24 protein-coding genes are annotated in these 23,682 nt (G+C 43.7%); 10 read left to right on the top strand and 14 right to left on the bottom strand.

The genetic code is table 11. The features are described from left to right. The 8 genes from R7P64_RS05575 to R7P64_RS05540 form a co-directional block, all read right to left on the bottom strand. Positions 1-1,185, bottom strand: a complete 1,185-nt coding sequence (locus R7P64_RS05575) for a glycosyltransferase (RefSeq protein WP_318123234.1) — start codon at positions 1,183-1,185, stop codon at positions 1-3. Between the two features lie 144 nt (positions 1,186-1,329). Next, a complete protein-coding gene (locus R7P64_RS05570; RefSeq protein ID WP_137281981.1) occupies positions 1,330-2,400 on the bottom strand; it encodes a glycosyltransferase family 4 protein in 1,071 nt (356 codons plus the stop codon). Beyond that, the gene (locus R7P64_RS05565) at positions 2,375-3,901 is read right to left on the bottom strand and encodes a sigma-54-dependent transcriptional regulator (RefSeq protein WP_065274521.1); all 1,527 of its coding nucleotides are present in this window, start codon (positions 3,899-3,901) and stop codon (positions 2,375-2,377) included. Before R7P64_RS05565 ends, R7P64_RS05570 begins: the two co-directional genes overlap by 26 nt. Positions 3,902-4,209: 308 nt before the next feature. After that, complete coding sequence (locus R7P64_RS05560) at positions 4,210-4,590, bottom strand: Hpt domain-containing protein (protein ID WP_005377636.1); 381 nt, start codon at positions 4,588-4,590, stop codon at positions 4,210-4,212. An 11-nt stretch (positions 4,591-4,601) separates the two neighbouring features. Then, the gene (locus R7P64_RS05555; RefSeq protein ID WP_054730238.1) at positions 4,602-5,288 is read right to left on the bottom strand and encodes an AAA family ATPase; all 687 of its coding nucleotides are present in this window, start codon (positions 5,286-5,288) and stop codon (positions 4,602-4,604) included. After that, positions 5,288-7,390: an SLBB domain-containing protein gene (locus tag R7P64_RS05550; RefSeq protein ID WP_064353904.1), complete on the bottom strand. Its 2,103-nt coding sequence runs from the start codon at positions 7,388-7,390 to the stop codon at positions 5,288-5,290. The genes R7P64_RS05555 and R7P64_RS05550 overlap by 1 nt, the downstream gene beginning before the upstream one ends. Continuing rightward, positions 7,387-8,253, bottom strand: a complete 867-nt coding sequence (locus tag R7P64_RS05545) for an OmpA family protein (protein ID WP_017820663.1) — start codon at positions 8,251-8,253, stop codon at positions 7,387-7,389. The genes R7P64_RS05550 and R7P64_RS05545 overlap by 4 nt, the downstream gene beginning before the upstream one ends. Before the next feature lie 26 nt (positions 8,254-8,279). Beyond that, on the bottom strand, positions 8,280-8,600 hold the full coding sequence (locus R7P64_RS05540) for an STAS domain-containing protein (protein WP_017634929.1): 321 nt from the start codon (positions 8,598-8,600) through the stop codon (positions 8,280-8,282). 423 nt (positions 8,601-9,023) lie between these two features. Between R7P64_RS05540 and R7P64_RS05535 the strand changes: the two genes are divergently transcribed. Beyond that, a complete protein-coding gene (locus tag R7P64_RS05535; RefSeq protein ID WP_053307085.1) occupies positions 9,024-9,869 on the top strand; it encodes a DNA ligase in 846 nt (281 codons plus the stop codon). Positions 9,870-9,884: 15 nt separating this feature from the next. On the opposite strand, the gene R7P64_RS05530 is transcribed toward R7P64_RS05535, so the two are convergent. Together R7P64_RS05530 and R7P64_RS05525 are read right to left on the bottom strand one after the other, a co-directional pair. Next, positions 9,885-10,883: a DUF3080 domain-containing protein gene (locus R7P64_RS05530; protein WP_318123233.1), complete on the bottom strand. Its 999-nt coding sequence runs from the start codon at positions 10,881-10,883 to the stop codon at positions 9,885-9,887. A gap of 134 nt (positions 10,884-11,017) precedes the next feature. Next, complete coding sequence (locus tag R7P64_RS05525) at positions 11,018-12,388, bottom strand: MATE family efflux transporter (protein ID WP_005377626.1); 1,371 nt, start codon at positions 12,386-12,388, stop codon at positions 11,018-11,020. Between the two features lie 392 nt (positions 12,389-12,780). Here R7P64_RS05525 and R7P64_RS05520 point away from each other — a divergent pair, with 392 nt between their 5' ends. Further along, positions 12,781-13,392 carry a riboflavin synthase subunit alpha gene (locus tag R7P64_RS05520; RefSeq protein WP_213966949.1) on the top strand — a complete coding sequence of 204 codons (612 nt, stop codon included), beginning with the start codon at positions 12,781-12,783 and terminating at the stop codon, positions 13,390-13,392. Positions 13,393-13,467: 75 nt separating this feature from the next. Here the strand turns inward: R7P64_RS05520 and R7P64_RS05515 are convergent, their stop codons facing one another. Both R7P64_RS05515 and R7P64_RS05510 read right to left on the bottom strand, forming a co-directional pair. Beyond that, positions 13,468-13,662 carry a CPXCG motif-containing cysteine-rich protein gene (locus R7P64_RS05515; RefSeq protein ID WP_017634925.1) on the bottom strand — a complete coding sequence of 65 codons (195 nt, stop codon included), beginning with the start codon at positions 13,660-13,662 and terminating at the stop codon, positions 13,468-13,470. 253 nt (positions 13,663-13,915) lie between these two features. Further along, positions 13,916-14,782: a fructosamine kinase family protein gene (locus tag R7P64_RS05510; protein WP_005377623.1), complete on the bottom strand. Its 867-nt coding sequence runs from the start codon at positions 14,780-14,782 to the stop codon at positions 13,916-13,918. Between the two features lie 224 nt (positions 14,783-15,006). On the opposite strand from R7P64_RS05510, the gene R7P64_RS05505 reads away from it, so the two are divergent. The 3 genes from R7P64_RS05505 to R7P64_RS05495 all read left to right on the top strand — a co-directional run bounded on the left by R7P64_RS05505 (position 15,007) and on the right by R7P64_RS05495 (position 17,478). Beyond that, positions 15,007-15,981 (top strand): response regulator, encoded by a 975-nt coding sequence (locus R7P64_RS05505; RefSeq protein WP_213966950.1) that lies wholly within the window; start codon positions 15,007-15,009, stop codon positions 15,979-15,981. Beyond that, positions 15,981-16,943, top strand: a complete 963-nt coding sequence (locus tag R7P64_RS05500) for a GGDEF domain-containing protein (protein WP_213966951.1) — start codon at positions 15,981-15,983, stop codon at positions 16,941-16,943. Before R7P64_RS05505 ends, R7P64_RS05500 begins: the two co-directional genes overlap by 1 nt. 190 nt (positions 16,944-17,133) lie before the next feature. Next, on the top strand, positions 17,134-17,478 hold the full coding sequence (locus tag R7P64_RS05495) for a DUF3802 family protein (RefSeq protein ID WP_005377620.1): 345 nt from the start codon (positions 17,134-17,136) through the stop codon (positions 17,476-17,478). A 45-nt stretch (positions 17,479-17,523) separates the two neighbouring features. On the opposite strand, the gene R7P64_RS05490 is transcribed toward R7P64_RS05495, so the two are convergent. Continuing rightward, positions 17,524-18,018, bottom strand: coding sequence for an NlpC/P60 family protein (locus R7P64_RS05490; RefSeq protein WP_025998640.1), 495 nt, complete (start codon positions 18,016-18,018; stop codon positions 17,524-17,526). Positions 18,019-18,152: 134 nt separating this feature from the next. On the opposite strand from R7P64_RS05490, the gene R7P64_RS05485 reads away from it, so the two are divergent. The 4 genes from R7P64_RS05485 to R7P64_RS05470 all read left to right on the top strand — a co-directional run bounded on the left by R7P64_RS05485 (position 18,153) and on the right by R7P64_RS05470 (position 21,724). Further along, positions 18,153-20,171, top strand: coding sequence for a methyl-accepting chemotaxis protein (locus R7P64_RS05485; RefSeq protein WP_137281983.1), 2,019 nt, complete (start codon positions 18,153-18,155; stop codon positions 20,169-20,171). A gap of 280 nt (positions 20,172-20,451) precedes the next feature. Beyond that, positions 20,452-20,865, top strand: a complete 414-nt coding sequence (locus tag R7P64_RS05480) for an NUDIX hydrolase (protein WP_206954086.1) — start codon at positions 20,452-20,454, stop codon at positions 20,863-20,865. Between the two features lie 211 nt (positions 20,866-21,076). Continuing rightward, a complete protein-coding gene (locus tag R7P64_RS05475) occupies positions 21,077-21,457 on the top strand; it encodes a hypothetical protein (protein WP_005377611.1) in 381 nt (126 codons plus the stop codon). Positions 21,458-21,505: 48 nt separating this feature from the next. Next, a complete protein-coding gene (locus R7P64_RS05470; RefSeq protein ID WP_137281985.1) occupies positions 21,506-21,724 on the top strand; it encodes a hypothetical protein in 219 nt (72 codons plus the stop codon). A 104-nt stretch (positions 21,725-21,828) separates the two neighbouring features. Here the strand turns inward: R7P64_RS05470 and R7P64_RS05465 are convergent, their stop codons facing one another. Continuing rightward, the gene (locus R7P64_RS05465) at positions 21,829-22,644 is read right to left on the bottom strand and encodes a sterol desaturase family protein (RefSeq protein ID WP_031781345.1); all 816 of its coding nucleotides are present in this window, start codon (positions 22,642-22,644) and stop codon (positions 21,829-21,831) included. Positions 22,645-22,784: 140 nt separating this feature from the next. Between R7P64_RS05465 and R7P64_RS05460 the strand changes: the two genes are divergently transcribed. Beyond that, positions 22,785-23,534: a tRNA-uridine aminocarboxypropyltransferase gene (locus tag R7P64_RS05460; RefSeq protein ID WP_137281986.1), complete on the top strand. Its 750-nt coding sequence runs from the start codon at positions 22,785-22,787 to the stop codon at positions 23,532-23,534. Positions 23,535-23,682 lie beyond the last annotated feature (148 nt).

The following is a 23,682-nucleotide window of genomic DNA, read 5'->3' as shown; positions in this document are numbered from 1 at the left end:
TCAATTGATGCTCAACCAGCGTGAAAGAGGCTTCATGCAGTGAGTCATTGGCATTGGTGTAATGGCGTTGTTATTAAGTTCACCTTCGTAAATACGTTCAATAGCGTTTATAGATGCAGTCGTCGTTAAGTGCTGGCTAGCATGTAGGTAAGCGTTTTCCGCCAGCTTGTTTCTTAATGCCGCGTCTTGCATGACTTGTTGAATCGCGTTTAACAGGTTCGCCATTCCACTGTTCTGGTACAGCAATGCAGAGTGATTATGCTCGAACAACTCAGGAATGCCTCCCGTTTTAGGAGCCACGATAGGCAGTTGAGCTAAAGCCGCTTCCCCGAGCACGAGACCAAAGGCCTCTTCATAGGCGCCGCTAATAAAAGCGTCTGCATTACCACACATCCACTCTCCGGCATTGTGTTGCTCCCCGACAAAGTGCACTCGCTCTTGGATACCAAGATCCGCGGCAAGCTGTTGCAATGCTTCTCTTTCTTCGCCGTCACCAACAATAACAAGGTGAGGGTTGTTGTGGTGGTAGTTGTGCATGCGCATTGCGCGAATAAGGCGGTCGAACCCTTTGCGCTTAATCAGCGAACCCACCGACAGAAAGGTAAAGGCCTGTGATGGGATTCCGAGGCGATCTTTAATGTCGATGGGTGTATCCACGCCTTGAAGTGACACGCCGTTGTGTACGACATGAAGTTGGTTTTGTGGGTAGCCGTCCTGAAGAATTTCGCGTCCAACATCTTTGCTAACGCAAATCAATTTTGGAGAGAGGTGAAGTCCGAGAGAGAAGCGATCGCGCAATGTATAATGGCAATGAAGTTGCGTGACAAGTGGTATATGATTCATGCGAGCAGCCAAACACATCCATTGACAAGGGCCGCCGCTATTGACGTGTACCAAGTCGATGTTGTGCTTTTCGATCAATGCTGAGCCTTGTTTGATAAGGATATTCCACCCGCTAATATCCCAGCGTGGAGCGCTCCAACCACCAACCAAATTGAAGGATGAATGTTCCGCTTCAATTCCGAGCGAATGGCACTTATCGATTAATGGTTGGCAGTTTGACCATACGAATGGCTCAAACTTATTGCGGTCGATTCCTGAAATGAGATCCAGAAGCACCACTTCACTGCCGCGAATCCAATTATCACCATAATGAACATATAGAATGCGTTTTGGCGTAGTCATAAGTCACCTCTGTCTCATCATTAATCTGCGTTAACTGCTGAGCTGCAATAGAGATGCCAAAATATGCCATTAGTTTATATGATTGAATCTTATATGATATTTATGTTTGGAACTCATCATTCTCATATTGAGAACCAATATGGATTAGTGATCCGTTTCAATTTGATATTTTTGTAGCAATACGGGAATCACACTTTGCGCTGAGAAATCATCAATGATGGTTTGTCGAGCATTCTGGCGAATGAGTGATTGTTGCGCTTCACCAATCGACATCCAGTCATGAAGACATTTAGCAAGAGAGGGAATGTCTTCGACGATAAAACCATTTTTACCCGTTTGGATAATATCTGGAAGACGACCTACACGTAAGCTCATCACGGCAATGCCTCTCGACATGGCTTCAAGCGCCGCCATTGGAAGACCCTCATAACGAGAAGAGATAATAAGTACGCTGATATTTTCCCAAACACCTTCCATATCGGTTTGATGGCCGAAGAAAGTCACATTTGAAGGGGCAGTTTGATTAAGCGACTCTTTTTCTGGGCCATCACCGTACACACTAAACTGTAATGTTGGACAGACCCTCGCTACCTCAATAAATTGATCGGCGCCTTTTTCCTGACTCAATCGGCCGACAAAAGCGATTTCCTGATAGTTGAGTTGACTGTTGGGAATCGAAACAAAGTTATTCAGCAGTTCTGAAGAACAAAAAACTTTGCGCTGAATACTTGGACTGACAGCAAAGCAATGGTCAGATAGGCTGCCTGAGCTTCTATCAAGCCAATCGTATAGCCATAGCTTCCCTGAGGACGATTCACCAGCATGATAAGTTGAAATCAAACGAGGAAACGTTCGGGTGAGCAGTTTGGCGCAGCGCGACAAAATCGACGCTTTATAACCATGGGAGTGAACCACTGAGGGTTGGTGATTGGCGACGGCGCTTGTTAGGTGCTTAATTTTTAAAGCTTTATTGGGCTCGCCAGACAAATAGTTTAAGTAACTCACAGGGATCGCGGCTTCTTTTGCCTTCTGTACAATCTGAGCGGCTGGCGAATACTCAGTGGTTAGCACAACTCGAGCTTTGTTTCCAAAGGCGATTAATCCCCGAGCTAGCTCGATAACGTGACTTTCAATGCCGCCGAATAGACGGCTATCAAGCAAGATCCAAATTTCACCAATGGCAGGTTTATCAAGATTGTTCGAGATTAATTTCATCCGCTTCCCACGCTTGTTTTTTTCGGTAAACCGTAGATGGGCTTAACTCCAGCATGACAGCGGCGTTGAGGACGTTGCCATCACAGTACGCGATTGCGTTTTGAATTGCTTCACGCTCTACTTGCCACATAGGACGAATGGTTCCATCAGCGTTAAAGTACGGTGAGGTAGCAGCAGAGGACGGTGTACCAGGCAGCTCCGCTGCGGTAATCGACGGTTCGACCGCAGAAGGTGAAAGTTCCTCAGTATAAACAGGTGGTGGTGTGATTGGTGCAATGTTTGTTGACTCTTGAGCAACATGCGCAGGCGTCGTTGTTTTCGTCACTTTAGACTTTTTAGTAAGTTGAGCGGGTAGGTGGCTCACCGTGACTTTTTCGTCGTTATTAAGCACCACAATGTTACGTATGATGTTTTGTAGTTGCCTTACATTACCCGGCCATTCGTAATGCTTGATGATATGTTGAGCTTCACTGTCGATTGTTGAGAATTTCTTTTTGTCCTGTTTGGCGTAAGTGGTCAAGAAGTGCTTGGCAAGCGTGACGATGTCACTTCCTCGTTCACGTAATGGGGGCATATCGATAGGTATAACGTGCACACGGTAGTATAAGTCTTCACGAAAACGACCTTCTTCTACTTCTGTTAATGGATCTCGGTTAGTGGCACAAATGATTCTCACATCTACTTTCATTTCTCGAGTGCCACCAAGAGGGGTGTAAGTGCCCGTTTGTAGAAAACGGAGCAACTTCTTTTGCATCTCAAGTTCCATTTCACACAGCTCATCAAGAAAAAGCGTACCACCATGTGCCAGCGTCGCCGCACCTTTTCGATCTGTTGTTGCTCCAGTAAAGGCCCCTTTAACGTGACCAAAAATCTCACTTTCCATCAAATCTCGTGGAATAGCCCCACAGTTAATTGCAATAAAAGGCTTGTCTTTACGGTCGCTCTGGCGGTGGACGGCTTCAGCACAAACTTCTTTACCTGTGCCGCTTTCTCCCACAATAAACACACTGGCAGAAGTTGGCGCAACAGCATCAATGGTCTTGTATACCGCCTGCATCGGGAGGCTTGAACCGATGAATCCGTGATAGTTGTGGCGATCAAACTTGGACTGAATATTTTCCACCAAATCTTCCAATTTGGCGCGTTTGAGGTGCAATGCGACTGATGTTTTTAGGCGATCAGCGTTTATGGGCTTTTCTAAGAAATCTTCCGCACCTTTTTGAATTAGATTAACGGCTAAGTCGACGCTGCCGTGTGCCGTAGCAATAATAACGGACGTAGGAATGTCATTCTGGTTGATCCAATCCAACACGTCTTCGCCAGACATGTCGGGCAGTTTCAAATCGAGAATGATGAGCTGAGGTTTGCTTCTTTCAATAAATTGAATCGCTTCGCGACCTGTCTCGACATGAAAAATGTCATAAGGTTCGTCTTTCACATACTGCTTATAAAGTATGGCTAGTGAAGTAGAGTCCTCTACCAGTAACACCCTTGGTCTCATAGTCCCATCCCAACGTAGTTTGTTTCATTTTTTATGATTTTTGTCAGCACTACTATTTGGCATTATGAGTGGTTTATAGCTCTCTAGTGCTGAAAATTCTCAATTTGAGAAAAGCGTTATTTAAGTATTAGCACAAGGTAGGAAATTTGCGAAAAATCCATACTTTTTAATTGATTAAGTTATGCCCAAATAATTTAAAGGTGTGTGGCTTGGCGAGGGTGATTGAATTTGGAGCCTAAATTTCTGAGATGATGTCGGCATCGCGCTTTATCAAACGCGATGCTTCGCTAGGGAGTAAGACACTGATACTACTCAAACCCTTGAGCTTTTCGCTTTTCTAACGCATCAAACGATTCATTGGCGAGTTGCGGAAGTGTTTCACAAAGCTCCAATGCTTTTGGTATTTTTCCTTCGACACAGTACTTCTCAATCATTCTTGCTTGTCTTGAAAGCGTTCGATTGCCTAAAGCGAGAGCAGAACTGCCCAGTGTGTGAACCTCGAACTCTAATGTTTGAAGGTCTTTTGTGCTTAATGCTTGCTCTATTTTCTCCATGCGATCGCGTGACTCTTCGACATAGTGATCAATCAAGGTAGGGATGATTTCGGCGCACGTATCTTTGATCATTTGCTGAAGAATATGCTCATCCACTAATTCTTGCTCGATAGTCAATGTATTATTTATCGTCATAATAGCGCTCCCTATAACATAAACAGTTCGCTTTTTTTAATTTGCTGAGACAGTTTTTCTTTCCACTTTTTTGGTAAGAAACGCAGCTTGGAAACTTGGCGGATTAACTCATCTTTCAGGCTTGGTGTGTGCTTCATGTTCAATACAGAACCAATCAAGTTCGCATCGCTAGCATCGAGTATCTTTTTGGCTTGCTCGAGCTGGGTTGCAGTCGTAGAACCATAATGCGCTACTAACAAAGTAGCATCACATACGCCAGCAATCACTTGAGGCGCAATATTGCTTCGGTTGACACTGAGAAGTGGTGATGTATCTATCACGACGCGCTCGTACTGCGTTAACCATTGTGCAATGTTTCGTTTCAGCATTGTTGGGTCTCGGTACGCTAACTGAGTGCTGGCGAGAGATGGAGCTGGGAGGCCGACTAAAGTTTGATGTGTATTCTCTCGTGTGATCAAATGGCCAACCTTCTCGTCATCATCAAATTCGTGAACAGTGTGATAAGCGGGTTTGAATAAGTTAAGGTCTACATACAAAGTATTGTGGCCTGCTAAAACCAAGCGCTCTGCAAGAGATGACGCCACGGAAGTGACACCATCTTCAGATTTACAACCCACAACACAAATCGTTTTGTGGCCTTTCTGTTCACTCTGAAGATAAATTTGCTCAATCTCAGCGTGAGTTGCAGGAATAGTCATTACAACGCTCCTATTAACACGATGGTTGTGGTGATTTGTAAAATATCTCTTAATCCGGCCCTCGCTTTTTCAACAAAGCTTTCGTCTTTATGGGGAATGTAAATCGTGTCGCCTGCGCGAATGACTGGCAGCTCATAAATGTTGGCTGTTTTACTAAAGTTCACCAAATCAAATGTTCGGGCTTGGCCCTGGCAGCAAGACATATTGACCACACTGATCTTTTCAAGGTAGGCATTGTCAGTTGGTCCTCCTGCTTCCGCTAACAGATCAAGCACAGTCATGTTGTCATTGAATACGTATCGCCCTGGGTCTCTTACTTCACCTAATACGCGTACCGTGGACTCTTTTGAACGGTCTAACCAGTTTTTGTTTTTTTCTGGAATGTAAATGGTATCACCAGGACGAACGTGGGGCAGAATTGACTCATCGCCTGTTTCAAAGTACATCGATAAATTCAATTTACTCACTTTGGCATAACCTAGGCCTCGGTGTGTGACACGGATGTTGTGAATATCTGCATCCATTGTCGGTCCGTCGGCGGCAGACAAAATATCCAGAAAATGCATATCTTCGGTGAAACGATAGCGCCCAGGTGCATTGATTTGCCCGAAAACGTATATTGATGCGTCAGAGCTTTGGCTTACCCATTGCGATTTATTATCGGATGGGTCGTCAGGCAATGCATGTACCCTTACGACTGTACCAGCGGAAACTCGAGGTAGGCTTGATGTTGGCGAGCCATCCAGAATGTATTGGTCTAAGTCAAATTGTGTCATTTGACCGTTATTGGCGACTTCAATTTTGGTGGTATCAGCTCGTCGAGTTGGGCCACCAACGTGTGCAAGCAGATCAATCAAATCCATTTCGTCTGACCACTCGATGCGTCCAGGGCGAACAACTTCTCCCATCACTGCGACCGCTCGACTAGGTGCTACTTTTAACCAAGACTTCTCATTGAAATCGGTTTTCTCCGGCACGAAAATCGCGTCTCCTGGTCCAACATTTGGTGGTCTGGCTGAAGATAGTCCTTCTGTATGCGCGGTAAGATCGAATTTGATGACTTTGCCATCGGCTTTTATAACGCGAATTTGGCGAGATTCTGCGTAGCGAGTGGGCCCGCCAGCGTTGGCGAGGATATCCATGAAGCTAGCGCCTTGCTTGCCTTCGTATGCCCCAGGATGGGCGACTTCACCCATCACGTAAACCACATTTGCACCTGCTTTGATTTCTTCTTCCTGTTTTGGGACAAAGATGGTGGCACCTGGCAGGATCTCCGGCAGTAGGCTTTGGTCTCCAGTATCAAGGTACTTTTTCAGGTTAAACATGGTTGGGTTATTGTTTGTTATCACGCGAATTTGCTCAACACTGGCATATCGTGTCACGCCGCCAGCTCGCATTACGACATCAACTAGCGTGGTGTTTGGCTTGTATGAGAACGAGCCAGGTGCGTTGACTTCACCAAAGACTTTGATTGCACGAGCGGAATCTGCGCTGTCACCTGAATTCGCGAGTTTTGCTGCATCAAACTCTTGCTCAATATTCCCTACGAGTGGGGAAGCGGGGACAAATAAGACATCCAGTGATTCTAGTTTTGGCAGTTGGCTATTGTCCCCCGTATCAAGGAAGCGTTTGTAGTCAAATTCAATGTTTTTATTTCCACGTTTCACGATCATTTTATCAAGCTGAGCCCCTGCGCGCAGGCCGCCAGCTTCGTACACAAACATTTGAATGTTGGACCCAGAAGGTAAGGTATATTCACCGGGTTTGACCACGTAGCCTTGAACGGACACTAACAACTGTTGCTGTTTAATAAAAACTCGAGCGTTGTTAACGTCACGATAAACGGTCTTTAGCCTGTCGATAATCACGTCTTGGAGTTGTTGTTCATTGTAGCCGGCCACTAATACAGGGCCGACTTCTGGTAAATTAATTCGTCCACGACGATCGACCTGAAACCCTTGGTTTAACGACGCCTCTCCGGGTAAGTTAATCTGTATTAAATCACCGACCTTAACAGTATTGCTCTCATCCGCTATGGAAGAAGGTACCCACGCAACCAGACACAACAACATTAAGAGGATAAATGGTTTCATCGTGTTCATAGCGCGCCTCCTGCCGTTGAGTTGCGGTTTATTGAGGTATCGCTATCTGAATTAGGGCTAATAACCTCGATGCTTACTCGACGATTAGTTAAACGCACGGCGGATGTTTCACCTTCATAGAGTGGCAGGTTATCTCCGACAGATTTGGTAGTGACTCTCTCTGAAGTGATACCAAATACGGTTAGGTAACGCTTTACTTGTTCCGCACGCGCTTGAGCAAGTTTCTGGTTGTAATCGGGTGTTCCAGTTGCATCCGCATGCCCCGTTACTACAAGAGATAGGTTGGGGTGGTCACGTAAAATGTAGGCTGCTTCTGCCAAATGTCCCATGTACTTCGGGTTGATTTCTGCTGAATCGACAGCAAACTGGTTGTCGATATTAAGTAGTGCATAGATATCCGAGACTATGTTTAGGTCGCTACGTAGTGCTTCAATATCATCGGGCGGTGTGCAAGTTGTTTGGCTCAGTACGTAGTCGAGTTGTTGTTCGAGCTGGTTTAAGCGTCGACGCTGAATCACAAGGTCGTTGGCAGCGTCGAGTAAAAGCCCACCTTCTAACTCGCGCGCAATTCTATTTTGTTTTTCAAGGGCCTGAACAACTGCCGCAGGAAAACACCAGCGCGCGCCCTCTTGGATTAGTGCGTCTAGATGTAACTTGGTCAATTGCCAATCAAACCTTAACCCATGTTCTGGACCTAAAGGCTCGTCAGGCATTACTGGGGAAAACTGATAATTCTCGATCGAGATATCTTGATAGCTTTCCGCCAAGCCACCTTTCCCGTGTTCTGGGTAGTCAAACGACGAACAACCAAACATGCCGACAACAAGACCGCTTACTGCATATCGTCGTAAAAGATTTACCATGCCAACCTCCGTTTAAACCGGTATTTTTAGTGTCCTTTTGAGTTAACGGGAATGGCATGGTTGATACGAAGCAAGCTCATGATTTCTAAAGGTTGGCCTGATACGTTTTCAATACTCATGCTTCTTTCACGTTCAACTAGACGCTTATATAAGTAAACAATGGCACCAATCCCTGAAGAATCAAGAAATTGGACGTGCTGTAGGTTAATTTCGACTTCTTTGTGATGATTGTTGTGAATTACTTCATCAATGTGATGTTGTGCTTGTCGACAGCCACTTGCGTCTAAGTCACCAAAAAACTCAATGGCTAACTTGTCTTGATTGATTTCTAGTTTGCGTAATTCCATGACTCTGTCTCCGTTTGTTTTTCTAATTGGATATAGAGCAGGTAACGTGCCAATTTGAAATTAATGAAAAATCAAACAGTTAAATATTGTTAATTATATTGTTCAATTTGAGAAAGGACTGATTCTCAAATTGAGAATCAAAAACGCACAGAGAAATGGTTTGCTTATAAGAGGTTTTGAGCCGAAAGAAGTCGTTAGACCGGGGGAGGCACGTCATGATTAGATTCCAACTCGATTGACGAACCATCCGCCATACGAGAATAATGTGTAACGACTAAATGCAAAACCTGTCTAAAGTTTATGATTATCTTTGCAAATTATTACTAATGTTGATTGTTATGAGTCGAAGAATAACTAGTAATAAATAGGTCATCGAGAGGACTTACGTTTCAATAAAGGCGATTTTTTGTACAAGGTCTTCTTATGCCATTAAAAATGACATTAATTGCGCTGGCTGTTATGGCAGCGTCTTCACAGCCTCAAGCGGATACGTCTTTCGCACCACCAGTTTCTCTTGCACAAAGCTATCAGGATGGCATTGATGTGTCTGAATATTGGTATAGCGAAAAACTTGATGGTGTTCGCGCTTATTGGACTGGGCAACATCTCGTGACGAGAAATGGTAATCGAATCTACGCCCCAGATTGGTTTACAGGACCTTTGCCTGATTATCCGTTGGACGGTGAACTTTGGGCTGGGAGAGGTAACTTCCATCTTGTTCAGCAAACGGTATTAGATAAAACTCCTGTAGAGTCTGCTTGGCGACACATCGACTTTATGATCTTTGATATGCCATATTCCGCTGGTGATTATCGGAAGCGTTATTACAACATCAAAGATTTAGTGCTTGAAGTCGACCAGCCTCATATCAAATATGTCGAGCACCGAGCCATTCAAAATGAAGCTCATCTGTTTACACAGTTGGATAAAATTTCAATATCCGACGGTGAAGGGGTGATGTTGCGGAAGGTATCAAGCCGCTATCAGGCTGGACGCGGTAGTGATTTGCTTAAACTTAAACGATACGCAGATGATGAAGCGTTAGTTGTGGGTTATAAGCCAGGAACAGGGCGCTTATTAGGTATGATGGGAGCAATGTTAGTTCGCTTACCAAATGGCATTGAGTTTTACATCGGTAGCGGATTTACCGATGAAGTGCGTCGCCAGCCTCCGAAAATTGGTTCAACCATTACATTTAGATATAACGGTTTTACACATACTGGTAAACCACGTTTTGCTCGATTCTTGCGTGAAAGGTTGAAGGAATAGAACGCTCTGCACTTACTAGTTGCCAACGGTTACGCCACATCGTTTGAAGAGACCCTGCCAAAACTGAACGTGGTTTAGGGTTTCTTGCCTAAATGTCCTATGTGCCTCAATGATGCCATACTGGTGACCATGGAGTTGCATACGGTTCTCCACCAAAGTGGCACCATCATTAAGTTGTTGATAGGTGCTGTCTAAATAAGCCAAATAAGGTTGCACTTCTTCAACGTAAATGGATTGAAAGACATTTCTTAAGTAGCGGAACTGGGTGGTGTCTCTGTTCGGCCCGCACAATACATTGCTCTGGTTCTGCTCAAGTAGCTGAGTTGTCGCTTTTAACCAAAGGGATGTATTTACCATTGAATAGTAAAGTCGTCCGAGTAAACGAGATTTCTCTAACTCTTCTTGATATTGAGTAACTTCCACATCGGGTAGACGTGAGACCGCGCGGTGGGGTAAATCATACATTTCGCTGAAAATACGATAGACATCGTTAATGCGTGCAATATCATTCGTCGTATTTTGAGATAGCCAATCAGAGGCTGTTAGTTGCTTTTGCATGGCATCACTTACGAGTAGTAAGTTGTCGAGATGAATGTCTAAATGTTGCCACTTGGTTGAGTAAAGCTCTGTCAATGTCGCGCGTTCTTCATCGCTAAGTGGAAATTCGGATAAACATCGATGCATGACTCTTAAAAGGGCAGTTTGATAATCAAAATCATGAAAGGCATCCTGCACCTTTCCAAGTTGCGAGTTTTTCTCAGCAAGTAAATTGAAGAGTCCGCACTGTCGTAATTGATAGCTCTCTAGCAGGCCAATAGATAGCCTTGGCAATGGCTCGAACAAAACGCGTTTCGCAGGAATCGTTACCGTAGACTGTAATTCTATTGGAATAGCAGGAACGTCCAATACATTGGCTACACGTTGATGATACTTATCAAACATGGCGTTCTCTGGATTGAACCAGTTATCACAACCATTAAGAAGCAAGATTAAGAACAATAAAATAGACCGCACAAATATCCTTTTTTATAACTTCGTATCCGTTGTCTAGAGAGCAAAATCAACCACTTCGCAATCTTGTTATAAGTATACTCAACCGTGTGATTATTCGATCAAAAAAGCCAGCGGATGCTGGCTTTTTTTACTTTTTATTGAACTGAAAAGTTCAATTGCACTTCTGGCTCTTGGCGATGCATCCAACGCATTCTGACGCCTAACATAAAGGCCGCAGAAGATAGGCCGATGATAAAACCAAGCCAGAAGCCTTGTGCTCCCATTGGCTCGACAATCCAGTCTGTACGGCCAAGGACGTAACCAATTGGCAGCCCAAGAATCCAATAAGCAATAAAAGTACGGTTGAAGATGGCTCGCATGTCTTTATAGCCGCGTAATGCACCAGCTGCGATTACTTGAACCGCATCCGTACATTGATAAACAGCGGCAAACACGAGCAGGTGCATCGCTAGAGTGATTACCTCTGGGTTGCTAGTGTAAAGCTCGGCGATCCACTCACGAGACAAGACGGTTAAAATCGCTGTGAGAACGGACAAAGCTAGACCAACCATAATGCCGACTCGTGACGCTACGCGCGCGCCATCGACGTTTTCTTCACCAAGTCGATGGCCGACACGAATGCTTACTGCTGCACCAATACTCATTGGTAGCATAAATACCAACGAGGAGAAGTTAATCGCGACTTGATGCGCTGCCACAATGATAGGACCCAGTGGTGAAACGAGCAGTGCAACAACAGCAAACAGTGTCACTTCAAAAAACAGCGCTGCTGCAACAGGAAAGCCGAGCTTGAATAGACGAACTTGCGCTTTCCATTGTGGGCGATGCCATTCTCCAAATAGGTTGATGCTTTTCAATCGCTCTGATGTCATCACATACAGCAATAGCATGGCAAACATGACCCAGTAAACAATCGTGGTTGCTACACCACAGCCAACACCGCCTAATTCAGGTGCACCAAACTTGCCGTACACGAAAATCCAGTTTAGAGGAATGTTGAGCAGCAAACCGATAAAGCCAATAACCATTGCCGGTTTCGTCAATGACATACCATCCGTAAAGCTTCTAAGCGTTTGGAAAAGTAAAAAAGCGGGTACTGCTAATATAACGGCATGAATGTATCCCACCGTTTTTTCAGCCATCAGTGCTTCAACATCCATCAGCCCGAGAATAAACTGGGTTTGAAGCAGGACTGCAATTATCGGCACACTGATCAGCAATGCCAAAACGACGCCTTGCTGAATTTCAAACGGGATTTTCACTCGACGACCAGAGCCATTTAACTGTGCGACAACAGGGACCAATGCCATTAATAAACCCACCCCAAACAAAATGGATGGTAGCCAAATACTTGAAGCGACAGAAACCGCAGCCATGTCGGTGGCGCTAACGCCGCCAGCCATTACGGTATCAACAAACCCCATACCAGTTTGAGCGACAGATGCGATCAATACCGGGGTCGCCAATTTGATAAGACTTGATGCTTCTTCTTTATAGCGATGCACGAAAAATACTCCAGAGCGGAACAATAAGTTGAAAGAATGAGAGTACTCGAGGGCAAAAGATGTGGTGAACGGATCTGATGGTTGATTTTAGTCACGATAAGGTGAAAAAATGCCTCGGAGAAACTCCGCGCAAATGATAAACAATTGTATGTTTATATTCCATAGCTAGGTAGCGAATAGTCGATAACACTGACTGGACGCTCTCCACGCTAAGGATACGCTTTTACTGAGAACAGCAGCGAATCATGGTAATGTTGAAGCATGCATGAGAACAAACCAGTGTTCATTAAGCCGTTGCTTTATCGTCTGCGGTCTTTATTTCCGGCCCGTAGCGCAGTGTTTAAGGCTTAGTCTTCAACTACAGTTGGTATGAAATCAATAGGTAAAAAGAAATGTTTACAGGAATAGTTCAGGGTACGGCGAAGGTCGTTAAAATTGATAAAAAAGAACGCTTTCAAACGCACGTTGTCGAGTTAAGCGATGAACTTTGTAAAGGGTTAGAAATTGGTGCATCCGTTGCACACAACGGATGTTGTCTAACTGTGACTAAGATCGAAGGCAACCTTATCAGTTTTGATTTAATGCAAGCGACATTGGCTCTTACTAATTTAGGTCGGCTGGTGGAAGGGGATAGCGTAAACATTGAGCGCGCGGCTAAGTTTGGTGACGAAATAGGCGGGCATAGCATGTCTGGTCATATTAGTTTGACGGCAGATATTGTCGATATCATCGATACGCCCAATAACCGCACGATTTGGTTTCAACTGCCGCAAGAATCAATGAAATATGTATTAGCGAAAGGTTACATTGGTTTAGATGGCTGCTCGCTAACTATTGGTGAAGTTGAAGCGTGTCGTTTTTCGGTACACCTAATTCCAGAAACCTTGCAGCGAACGCTTTTCGGAGTGAGACAAGCAGGGGAGCGTGTTAATATTGAGTTTGATCCTCAGACTCAAGCAATTGTTGATACTGTTGAGCGCGTTCTTGCAGCAAAACAGCTTTAGAATGAGAAAAAGGAGCCTAGTGCTCCTTTTTCATTTAAGCGTTTTTATATTTCTGATGTTCACATGCTCGAGCTGCTATTCGTAATTGTCATCGATAAATAGTTCGACCTTATCTTGTAACTCATCCACTCGCATATTTAGGTGGATAGCGTGGCAACAAGCTGGGCAATCATCATAAAACTCTTGGTCACCATTACTTGCATCCAATGTAATGCCGATAGAGTGTCCGCAATGCGGGCACTTTACATACCTTTCGGTATAATTTTTCATACAACAACTCCTAATCTCGCAGGGCTTTTAAACACACTATTCATCAAGGAAGCACAGCCCTTTACTTACTTTGCCTACAAGGAAAATAGGCACAATCCAAAGTTAAGTCTCCTTTGATATTAGGTCGAGTTGTTGCTAATTGAGTCGAAATAAGTACAAAACTTGACCCCAAACTCAACCTTGAGCTTAGGGTGATTTTCTGTAGTGATGTGCCTCGAGATTTTACATCTTGAAATATGCAGTGGCTTCCAAATTAATAAGAAATGATTTTATTAATAACCAGTTGAGCCTGTTCCAAGTAATGGCCGCCAAACAAATTACAATGGTTGAGAACATGGTAAAGGTTATAGATATCTTTACGTTCCTCATAGCTTGAAGAAAGTGGCATAACCGATTCGTAGCCTTGATAAAATTCTGGTTGAAATCCACCAAAAAGCTCTGTCATCGCAATATCACACTCCCTGTCCCCCCAATAGCACGCAGGATCGTAACAGATAGGACCGAATGCAGTGAGTGCCGCATTTCCATTCCATAAATCGCCATGCAACAAAGAAGGTTCCGGAGCATGGTTTGCTAGCCGCTGTTTTACGACATCGATAAAGTCATCGATATCAACCAAGGTGACGCCTTTTTCTTTAAGGAGCTGTAATTGCCAACCTATGCGTTGCTCAGCAAAGAATACACACCATTTCTTGTGCCATTTGTTGGGCTGTAGAGTCGAACCGAGATAGTTGTCGGTATCAAAACCAAACTCTTTTTGCTCGCCCCACTGGTGTAGGTGAGCTAATTGTTGCCCAAATTTAAAGCTGTTGGGACCATCTTCTAATGGTTTCGTTGGAAGGTAGTTAAGAATTAGGAATGAGGCATTTTTGGTTTTACCAACCAATACCACCTCAGGTACAAATAGGGTGGATGTTTCACGCAAAAGATGCAGGCTTTCAGCTTCTACCTCAAACTTAGACAAAAACTCGCGATCGTTAATTTTCACAAAATAACGTTGCTCACCATCATTGATCATGTAGCTTTCACTGATATCCCCACCAGACAGCCTTACTTTTTCCGTGATCTGGTAATCGAACAATAAAGTATCAGAAAGCTGTTGCGATATTGCTTGCCACATACAAAACCTCGCGAATCTATTTGACCACCAATAGTTTAGGATAAATAGTAGGGAGTTGGCGTTATGTTGAGCATACTTAGTAAAGAAACCTTCCTCTTAGTGTAGTCAATTTGTATAAATGTGAATCAAATCGCTTATAAGCCTCTGATTTGTTGGCTTAGCATATGGAGATGAACGTTTACAACAGGTATTATGATTTTTTTGACGTTAGTTCCATTGGTGGCATGAAAATACTGATATGTGATGACTCAGCTGTTGCAAGAAAGCTTATTGCGCGTTCTATCGTACAAGATACATCATTGCATCTTATTGAAGCGCAAGATGGTTATGAGGCGCTTAATATTCTTGCTGGGCAAAATATCGATATTTTGTTTCTCGATTTAACGATGCCCATAATGGATGGTTTTGAGGTCCTCGAATCATTACCTGTTAGTCAGTACGCGACCAAAATCGTCATTATTTCTGGAGATGTTCAACAAGAGGCAAAACAGCGCTGTCTCGATCTTGGTGCTCAAGCTTTTATCGCTAAGCCTCTGACAGAAGAGCAGGTGCTCCCACTATACGAACAATTAGGGCTGCATTATGCGTTCAAACCTAGTCATTCGGTTGATTCTAAAAGCCAGGGTTGCGAAGAGCTTTCCTTACTAGCCAAATTCCGTGAAATTGCGAACATTGCCCTTGGTAAAGGGGCTGCGATTATGGCCGACCATTTACATGAGTTCATCCAACTTCCTGTTCCTCATGTTGGACCTTTGTCCTACGGCGAGCTTCATATGACACTGGTTGATGTGGTTGGGCGTGACAGTTCCGTTGCGGTAGCGCAGAGGTTTGTCGGTGGTGGTATTCACGGAGAGGCACTGGTGTGTTTACGTGGTAGGGATATCAATCAGATTGGGGAAAAATTAGGTTATCTCCTTGAGTTTACGCCTCATAATGAAATCATCTTGAATATTTCTAACCTACTGGTTTCGTCATTTCTCACATCGTTGGGCGATCAACTCGACAAGCAATTCTCACTTCGTCAGCCAGGCATTGTGGATACCTTAACACCTTATTGTGAAGAGCAAGGCGAGTTGGGTGAGCTCTTTACTATCGAATACACCTACATGGCAGAAGCGCTCGATTTCGAGTGCGAGGTACTGTTTTTAATTGATAAGCCATCCGTAGAAATAATCTATGAAATCATGGAGCTAATCTAATGTCCGATATCACGCTGGACATAGCAGACTTTCATTGGGTCACACAAATTCTCGATACGATGGATTCAGGGCTTATTGTTTTGAATCAAGAGTATAAAGTGTGTGTGTGGAACAGTTTTATGCAGTCATACAGTGGCGTTCTATCACAAGAAATTCTTGGTGAATGTTTATTTGAGCATTTTGAAGAGCTGCCAAGAACTTGGCTAGAAACCAAGATAAAAGCAGCCGCCGATCTGGAAACTCGTTCTTTTTCTAGCTGGGAAAACCGACCGTACCTTTTTAAGTTCAACAATTTTTCTCCGGTTTCAAACAGCAGTGATTTTATGTATCAAGATATCGTGATCACGCCGTTAATTGGGCTCTCAGGAGAGGTCAGCCACATAGCGATTCAAGTCAATGATGTTTCTGAAACTGCGAGAAATCGCATTCATTTGAAAGAAACAAATCAACATTTGTCGGAAATCAGTCGCAAAGATGGTTTAACAGGTTTATTTAATCGCGCTTATTGGGAGCAATCATTGAAAGATGAGTTTGCTCACTTAAAAGTTATCGACGGACCATGCTCATTAGTAATATTCGATATCGACCACTTTAAGAAGGTGAATGATACTTATGGTCACCCGACAGGGGACGAAGTCATTCGTCGAACCTCTGCATTGTTGAGAAAAACAGCAAGGAGCAGTGATATCTGCGGTCGTTTTGGTGGTGAAGAGTTTACGGTACTACTTCCTCACACAAACCAGGAGCAAGCTTGCTATTTCGCAGAGCGTTTGCGCAAAAGAATTGAGCAAGAGATCGTGAAAGTGGAAGATTTTTTGATTAATTACACGATAAGTATTGGTGTTTGCGAGTATAAGCCTTATTTTGAAACTCACACTCAATGGTTAAAGAGTGCCGATGCTGCGCTGTATCGTGCAAAAGAAAATGGTCGTAACCAAACCTGTTTGCATGAAAATGGCTGAAATATAAAAAGGTTTGAAGAAACCCTGTATCCGAATTCAGTGAAGCAAAGCTCAATTGTTTGAAAATCATCCAGTTGGTTCGTGAATGTTTGTTAATATGAAATAAGTTAATGAAATTTTCTCGGCATGTCTTACTATTGAAACTATTCTGCTTTCAGCTTCGAAGGCTTGCAATAAACGGAGAAAAACAGTGGTTTTAGAAACCGATGGATATCTCGCTCTTATCGAGCACTTGTCTCTAAATCTAGATATTTTTACGACCGAAATTGGCGACACTGGATCCGAAAGCATCGAAGATGTTGTCACCGATATGGTGGCTTCAAACATCATGGCGATTTTTGAGCAAAATCCAGAACTTCACTCGAGCGTACGCTTCAAATTGTTGAAAGAGGCTGATGCAGTTGTTGAAGATCTTGGTGAGATATTGGCTGGGGTATGGCATAAAAAAGCGACCAATGAACAGATCACGTTCCTTGATGAATACATCGCTCTGGTCAAAAATCTGTTCGATAATGCTGTTGCGACTTACGACTGATATTGTTTTAACTTACAGCAATGTCCGGTTAAAGAGTGAGAGGAGTTACATTGTAACTCTTCTTATTTGCCAAAACTTAGATGCCCAGTATGGGTTGTCGATTCTTGAAATAATCACACCTCTAGACGTCGATGCATGCATGAACTGCTTGTTACCCAAGTAAATTCCGACATGATAAGTTGTACGTCTTGTTTTAAAAAACACTAGATCCCCTTGCTTGGCATCCGTCCAACTTAACTCCACACCTTGCTTTGATTGCTGCTTCGTTGTCCTTGGTAACGAGAGCTGATAAGCCTCAATAAACGCTTTTTGTACAAATGCTGAGCAATCAATTCCAGATTTCTGTGTCCCGCCTAAGCGATAAGGCGTGCCGTGCCACTCTGTGTAAAAGTCGAACAAGTCAGGGTTGTCCGACAATAGCTGATTTGTAGGTGTTGTCACTTGTGCTTGCTCACTAGGCTCAGGCCCAGAAGAGCAGGCGCTTAGTAGCACACTGATTATCAAAGGAAAATATACTCGACGCAAATCACCACCTGTCATCTCTATGACCCACAACTGAAATATTAGTGTCATAACCAATCCATAGTATGGGCTGCAAATCACGGTTTTGTCTCACAAATGTGACGGAATCACTGCAGAACCGATTCAACCTTAAGAAAGAATAAAAATTGATTATGGCAAAGCGAAAACGCTCACGCACATCACTTTCACTGATTCAGGCTGTCAGTGCAACATTTTTAACTATCATTGCTCTTGTTATAGCCCTTTCTGTCTCAAGTTTCAAAGGAATGGAACAGGTAGGGGAACAATTTGAAGACTTGTCGCAAAAAGCATTACCCATCGCGATGGCAAACGCAAAGTTAACCAGGAATGTATTGGAGATGGTTAAGCTACTCAACCATGGTATGCAGATTACTGAGCCGAAAGAGTTGCCTCTCATAAAAGAGCAAATCGACTCTCTTGCAACTCAAAGCACAACTTTGGTTGTGGAAGCGTCTGGTGTAGCTCAGCAACTCTCGGAGGAGTTAGACACCAAACTAGCGCGTTTACATAACATCACGCAGTCCATTTTGTTGAAGCAATCTTCGGTGATACAAATTCAAATGGATATTGATGCCGCTGTTGGTGGGTTTCGCTATGGGCTTAGCTCTATCGGTCCGGAAATGAATCGAATCAGTTCGTTTCTTAGTGCTGATAATCCTGAGTCGAGCGATGCCGCTAACCGTTTCATTGCTTCTGCAAGCTCAATGGAAAGTACGTTCTTAGTCATGATGATGCACTCAGAATTAAACAAAGCCGAAAAAGAATACCGAGAAATGCGAAATCGCATAGCAGGTATTAAACTCGCCTATGAAGACTTCCAATCTTTCCATCCTGAAGTAAGTGAATATGCAAGCTTAACCGCACCATATGAGATGGTGAAACAAGGCTTTAGTGAAAAGGGCGTGCTGCGTTTGATCCTCGCCAAACTAGAACAAGGGGAATTGCAACGTTCAGAGTTTAAACAGGCTTCGATGCTTGCGGATGAAACCATGCGGTTACTTGATCAAATCTCCCAAACCGCTGGTCAGTTGATCGATGAAAAAGAGCGGGTGGTCAACGAGACCATTGAATCGGTGAGCGTTGTGCTCGTGTTTGCGGCGTGTGTGATTTCTTTTATTATTCTGGTTACTTGGTTTAGTCTTAAGTCATGGACAAACCGAGGGTTAAGGAATGTACTAACGCGTCTTTCAGCACTTACCGAACATGATTTTCGTGACAAGGCAGAAGAAGTCGGCCCCTATGAGCTGAAAGAAGTAGCACGAAAGTTGAATCAAGTAATCGATTCCACACATGACTCCATTCAAACGGTGACGCGCAATTGTGAAACGCTTTATCAGACGGCAGAAGTAAGTCACAGTGCAGCCGAACAAACAAGTGATGGGTTGGCAACACAAAATGAAGCGTTGTCGAGTATGATCACGACCATAACGGAGCTTGAAGCCTCTATTCGTGAAATAGCAATGGTGACAAATGCATCTTCACAGGACTCGCTCCTTGCAACCCAACACACTGAAAAAGGGGTTCAAGTCGTGGAACAAAACCGCGAACGTTTGGAGTCATTAGAAAGCTCTTTGGATGTAAATGAACAGTCAATGTTAGAGCTAGACCAGCGTGTTAAACAGATTCGTGAAATGGTGGATATGATCAGTGGGATCGCGGACAACACCAACTTGCTTGCTCTCAACGCGGCAATAGAGGCTGCCCGTGCTGGTAAGCAAGGGCGTGGATTTGCTGTTGTCGCTGATGAAGTTCGCAAACTTGCAAGTGATACCTCTCAACAAACTACGAACATCCGAGAAATGATGAGCGAGCTTATTACTGCCGCAGAGCGTTCGCGCCAAGCAGTCAATGATTCAAGAGAAGAAATGACCCACGCGCTAAAGTCCAGCAATGAAGTGAAATCGACATTCTCTGATATCAACCTCGCGGTTAAGTACATTCAAGAACGTGTTGAGCAAATCTCAGTTGCTACAGAAGAACAAGAACGAGCGACGGCAGATGTATCTCAATCCATCACACATATTTCTGATCTTGGCGAACGCACAAAGCTGCAGCTTGAGTCTATGGTTGAGAGTTCTGAGCAAGTGGCGGAAATTGCTGGGCACCAGCAGGCAATGCTGCACAAGTATGAGCTTCATCAGACCAAGTAAATGAGATGTTTCCACTGACTAAAAGCAGAACCTCGGTTCTGCTTTTTTATTACGGCTACTCATTTAATGGCTCCTATTTGCATTGCAAAAGTGAGTTACATCTCATCTCGTTCATTTCTAAAGGGTTTAGTTATCACAACGTGATGTTAATGCTTTGTTCGAGGGACTCGTTGACTAGAATGTCGCCAGAATTCAAAGGAATGAATCATGCAGCTTCATGCGATTTCTTTATATCCAGAGAAAGCTAAAGCCTTTTGCTTGAAGCATAAGGAGTGGTTTTGTGATCGATAAAGTTTGCCCCGTCGTTCTACGTAATCAAAATCAAGAGATCCTACTTTTTAAACATCCGTTGGCGGGTGTTCAGCTCGTCAAGGGCACTGTCGAAGTGTTTGATGAAAGTTACATCATAGCAGCCAAGCGGGAGCTCGCTGAGGAGTCTGGTATCACACATGTTCGTTCCGCACGATATTTATGCTCATGGGATAGTGGCTTTCAAAATCAAGTATGGCATTTTGTTTTGTGTGAGTGTGCTGACCTCGCTAATTCATGGCTGTTTCATACGCAAGACGATGGCGGACATGATTTCGCGTTCTTCTGGCACGATGTCGAGAGCGGCCTTCCCGCGAATGCACATACTGTGTTTCAGCGCGGGCTGGAAAAGGTACGAGAGTTGATAGACCAAGGCGTGATTTAAAGGAGGACTCTGTCATTGCATTGGCGGATTTGGGCGAAACGCCACAGCAAACACTATGCTTCTACTAGAAGCAAATAAAGAAGGTAGAGCAGCCGTTACTGTTCTCATCGTGTTGATAATGGCACTGTCGATCTCAAAAATGGCGATGAGATTACAAATGTTTAAGTGACTTCTATATGCTTTGCTCATTCATTCAGATAAGGAAACGGTAATGGATAAATTCGTCGTGTTTCTCTTATGCCTTTTTATGACAGTTGGCGGAGTGGTTCATCTTTATGACAACATTGTTGGTGGCTTTTTACCTTACGATTTTGCGCCACGCTGGTTGAATATGTATTGGAGCGCTTTGGGACTATTGGACTTATTAGCAGCGTATCTATTGGTCAAGCATCGCCGCTCTGGCCTAGTTGTTATGTTATTGATTCTTATAACCAATGTTATCTTTAGTTCCCACGCTCACTATACATTAGAAATATTAGATAACAACGTCGCCCTACAAATGAAGACACTGTTTTTAGGGTTCTCATTTGGGGTATCTATCTGGTTATGGAATGCGCGAAAACATAGTCAATCGCGCCAAATATTTCGTTAATTATTATTTTCACAACACTCGATTAAGGATTGTAAACAGGGACTCGTTATGAACGATTTTAAAGACTTGGCCAGTTTTGCTGGTTTCAGCGTACTGACAGGTTTGAGCTTTGCCACCACTTTCTTCAGCCTTGCTTTTCTATACAGCTCAATAGAGGCACAGCAAGTAATGAGCACCAATGCTTTGGCATGTGCAGTGCTTGGTGTTGTTGGTTTATTTGTTGGTATTACTCAGTTAAACAAAAAGCGTCAGCTAGCAGAAAACTAATCTGTTCTTACACATCATGAGGATGAAGTAGTGTTTAACAGGGGGTTAGGCTTGGTCTATTCGTTTTGTTGACATACTTCATCCAACAATATTTTTTTCAACCATTACTTCTTCTCTTTATTGTAGCGAAAGGGCTGCGTTAAAAGCTTATCTAATCTTTGCTCTTCTTCGTCTCTAATTTCCGGCACACCAATAACAACATCATCATGACCCAACTTAGGCTGAGCTCGGTATGTCCCAAAAAAGCGGTCCCAAACTGAAAGGAAAAAACCAAAGTTTGAGTGGGTCTCTTTTACTATCACTGAATGGTGCACGCGATGCATGTCTGGTGTAACGATGACGTTTCGCAGTTTTTGGTCTATGGATAAAGCCAGTTTTGCATTACTGTGATTAAACATCGCGCTCGCATTAAGAACAATTTCAAATACCACAATTCCGATAGGTGAAACACCTAAGATAAACACGGCTGCAATTTTTACTCCCATTGAAATGATTATTTCGAAGGGATGAAAGCGTGCGCCTGTAGTGACGTCTATGTCGAGATCGGCGTGATGCATTCGGTGAATCTTCCACAGCGGCTTTACATGATGAAAGACAACATGCTGAGCGTAAATGACGAAATCAAGCAAAATGACGGTTAGAAAAATATTTAACCAAGCGGGGAGGGACAGAATATTGAGCAGCCCCCATTGTTGCTCCTGAGCTATGACCGCAGCTTGAAAGGCGGCGATAGGCATGATTAAAGCAATAACTAGGCTGTTAAAAGCGACCAATGACAAGTTATTGACCCAGCGAAACCTGCGCGAAGCGGTCAGTGTTTTTCTAGGCAATTTGTTTTCCCAAATGGCACAAAGCAATAATACGCCAAGGAAAAAGCCTAATCTGAGCCATGAGGGTTCTTGAAATGTCGTTTCTGTCACTGTCATTCCCTTATTTATTTCTTTATCTATGACCGAGATAAGAGTGAAATTATTTCAACACACTGCTGATGGGCTTATCTTGAGGCGAAACCATAATATCAGTAGAATCGCGCTCTACTTTTTACTTGGCATTACTTACCATGAGAATTCACGCTTTCCACCGTTTATATCAGTACCGACAATCTATCTCAACCAAGCCTTTCAACGCGCGTGGATGTAAAGTGGTTCGTTGCCAATATTGCCAGGTTTCTGAGCAACACTGTTTGTGCGACCTTCAGCCAAACATTAAGGCTAATATTGCATGTATGTTGATTGTTTCTGAAAACGAAGTATTTAAGCCAAGTAATACCGGTCGTCTAATCGCTGATACGATTCAAGAGACTTACGTGTATCAATGGAACCGAACAGAACCGTCTGAAGAGATGCTCGCGCTACTACAGGATGACAGCTACCAACCGGTGATTGTATTTCCTGCAGACTATGTGGATGATCCCTCTCGTTTAATTGAAGATCTAGAGCCAGCGCGATTAGTAAAAGAAGATGTCGAGAACAAAAAATGGTTGCTGATCTTTATTGATGGTAGCTGGCGTGAGGCACGAAAGATATTCCGTCGTTCTGATTTTCTTAAATCTTTGCCTGTGCTTTCCATTGAGCCGGAATCTCTGTCTGAATACATCATGCGCCGCTCCGAGAATGAGCAGCATCTTTCAACCGCCGAAGTCGCGACATTAGTTTTAAAACAAGCTGGTGAGCCGAAAGCTGCGGAATGCCTTCAATTGTGGTTTGAAGCCTTCAGAGAAACTTACATGCTGAGCAAGACTCGAGTCAAAAACGACCCTAACCAGCCACACTTGAAACGTTTCAAAGAGTGGATGAAAACCGAGAGCTGACTCTAAGGAATGAGCTTTTGTTGATGGTATGTTGTTCAACTGGCTTCGGTGAGGGGATAAATCTGCATTCGGTCACGGTTTGCAGGCGTACAGATATGGATAATGCCATCAGTTTATACTTTTGACTCTAGCCATTTTTGAGAGTCGT

The sequence above is a fragment of the Vibrio sp. 2304 genome (genome assembly GCF_033339475.1).
In the GTDB taxonomy this organism is placed as follows: domain Bacteria; phylum Pseudomonadota; class Gammaproteobacteria; order Enterobacterales; family Vibrionaceae; genus Vibrio; species Vibrio alginolyticus.
Note: the sequence above shows the minus strand (reverse complement) of the source record. Positions and strands in the feature narration are given on the sequence as shown.

Excerpts from the sequence above, each read along its gene's own strand:
- R7P64_RS05575 (WP_318123234.1), bottom strand. The coding sequence starts at position 1,185 with ATGACTACGCCAAAACGCATTCTATATGTTCATTATGGTGATAATTGG.
- R7P64_RS05570 (WP_137281981.1), bottom strand. The coding sequence starts at position 2,400 with ATGAAATTAATCTCGAACAATCTTGATAAACCTGCCATTGGTGAAATT.
- R7P64_RS05565 (WP_065274521.1), bottom strand. The coding sequence starts at position 3,901 with ATGAGACCAAGGGTGTTACTGGTAGAGGACTCTACTTCACTAGCCATA.
- R7P64_RS05560 (WP_005377636.1), bottom strand. The coding sequence starts at position 4,590 with ATGACGATAAATAATACATTGACTATCGAGCAAGAATTAGTGGATGAG.
- R7P64_RS05555 (WP_054730238.1), bottom strand. The coding sequence starts at position 5,288 with ATGACTATTCCTGCAACTCACGCTGAGATTGAGCAAATTTATCTTCAG.
- R7P64_RS05550 (WP_064353904.1), bottom strand. The coding sequence starts at position 7,390 with ATGAACACGATGAAACCATTTATCCTCTTAATGTTGTTGTGTCTGGTT.
- R7P64_RS05545 (WP_017820663.1), bottom strand. The coding sequence starts at position 8,253 with ATGGTAAATCTTTTACGACGATATGCAGTAAGCGGTCTTGTTGTCGGC.
- R7P64_RS05540 (WP_017634929.1), bottom strand. The coding sequence starts at position 8,600 with ATGGAATTACGCAAACTAGAAATCAATCAAGACAAGTTAGCCATTGAG.
- R7P64_RS05535 (WP_053307085.1), top strand. The coding sequence starts at position 9,024 with ATGCCATTAAAAATGACATTAATTGCGCTGGCTGTTATGGCAGCGTCT.
- R7P64_RS05520 (WP_213966949.1), top strand. The coding sequence starts at position 12,781 with ATGTTTACAGGAATAGTTCAGGGTACGGCGAAGGTCGTTAAAATTGAT.
- R7P64_RS05515 (WP_017634925.1), bottom strand. The coding sequence starts at position 13,662 with ATGAAAAATTATACCGAAAGGTATGTAAAGTGCCCGCATTGCGGACAC.
- R7P64_RS05510 (WP_005377623.1), bottom strand. The coding sequence starts at position 14,782 with ATGTGGCAAGCAATATCGCAACAGCTTTCTGATACTTTATTGTTCGAT.
- R7P64_RS05505 (WP_213966950.1), top strand. The coding sequence starts at position 15,007 with ATGAAAATACTGATATGTGATGACTCAGCTGTTGCAAGAAAGCTTATT.
- R7P64_RS05500 (WP_213966951.1), top strand. The coding sequence starts at position 15,981 with ATGTCCGATATCACGCTGGACATAGCAGACTTTCATTGGGTCACACAA.
- R7P64_RS05490 (WP_025998640.1), bottom strand. The coding sequence starts at position 18,018 with ATGACAGGTGGTGATTTGCGTCGAGTATATTTTCCTTTGATAATCAGT.
- R7P64_RS05485 (WP_137281983.1), top strand. The coding sequence starts at position 18,153 with ATGGCAAAGCGAAAACGCTCACGCACATCACTTTCACTGATTCAGGCT.
- R7P64_RS05475 (WP_005377611.1), top strand. The coding sequence starts at position 21,077 with ATGGATAAATTCGTCGTGTTTCTCTTATGCCTTTTTATGACAGTTGGC.
- R7P64_RS05470 (WP_137281985.1), top strand. The coding sequence starts at position 21,506 with ATGAACGATTTTAAAGACTTGGCCAGTTTTGCTGGTTTCAGCGTACTG.
- R7P64_RS05460 (WP_137281986.1), top strand. The coding sequence starts at position 22,785 with ATGAGAATTCACGCTTTCCACCGTTTATATCAGTACCGACAATCTATC.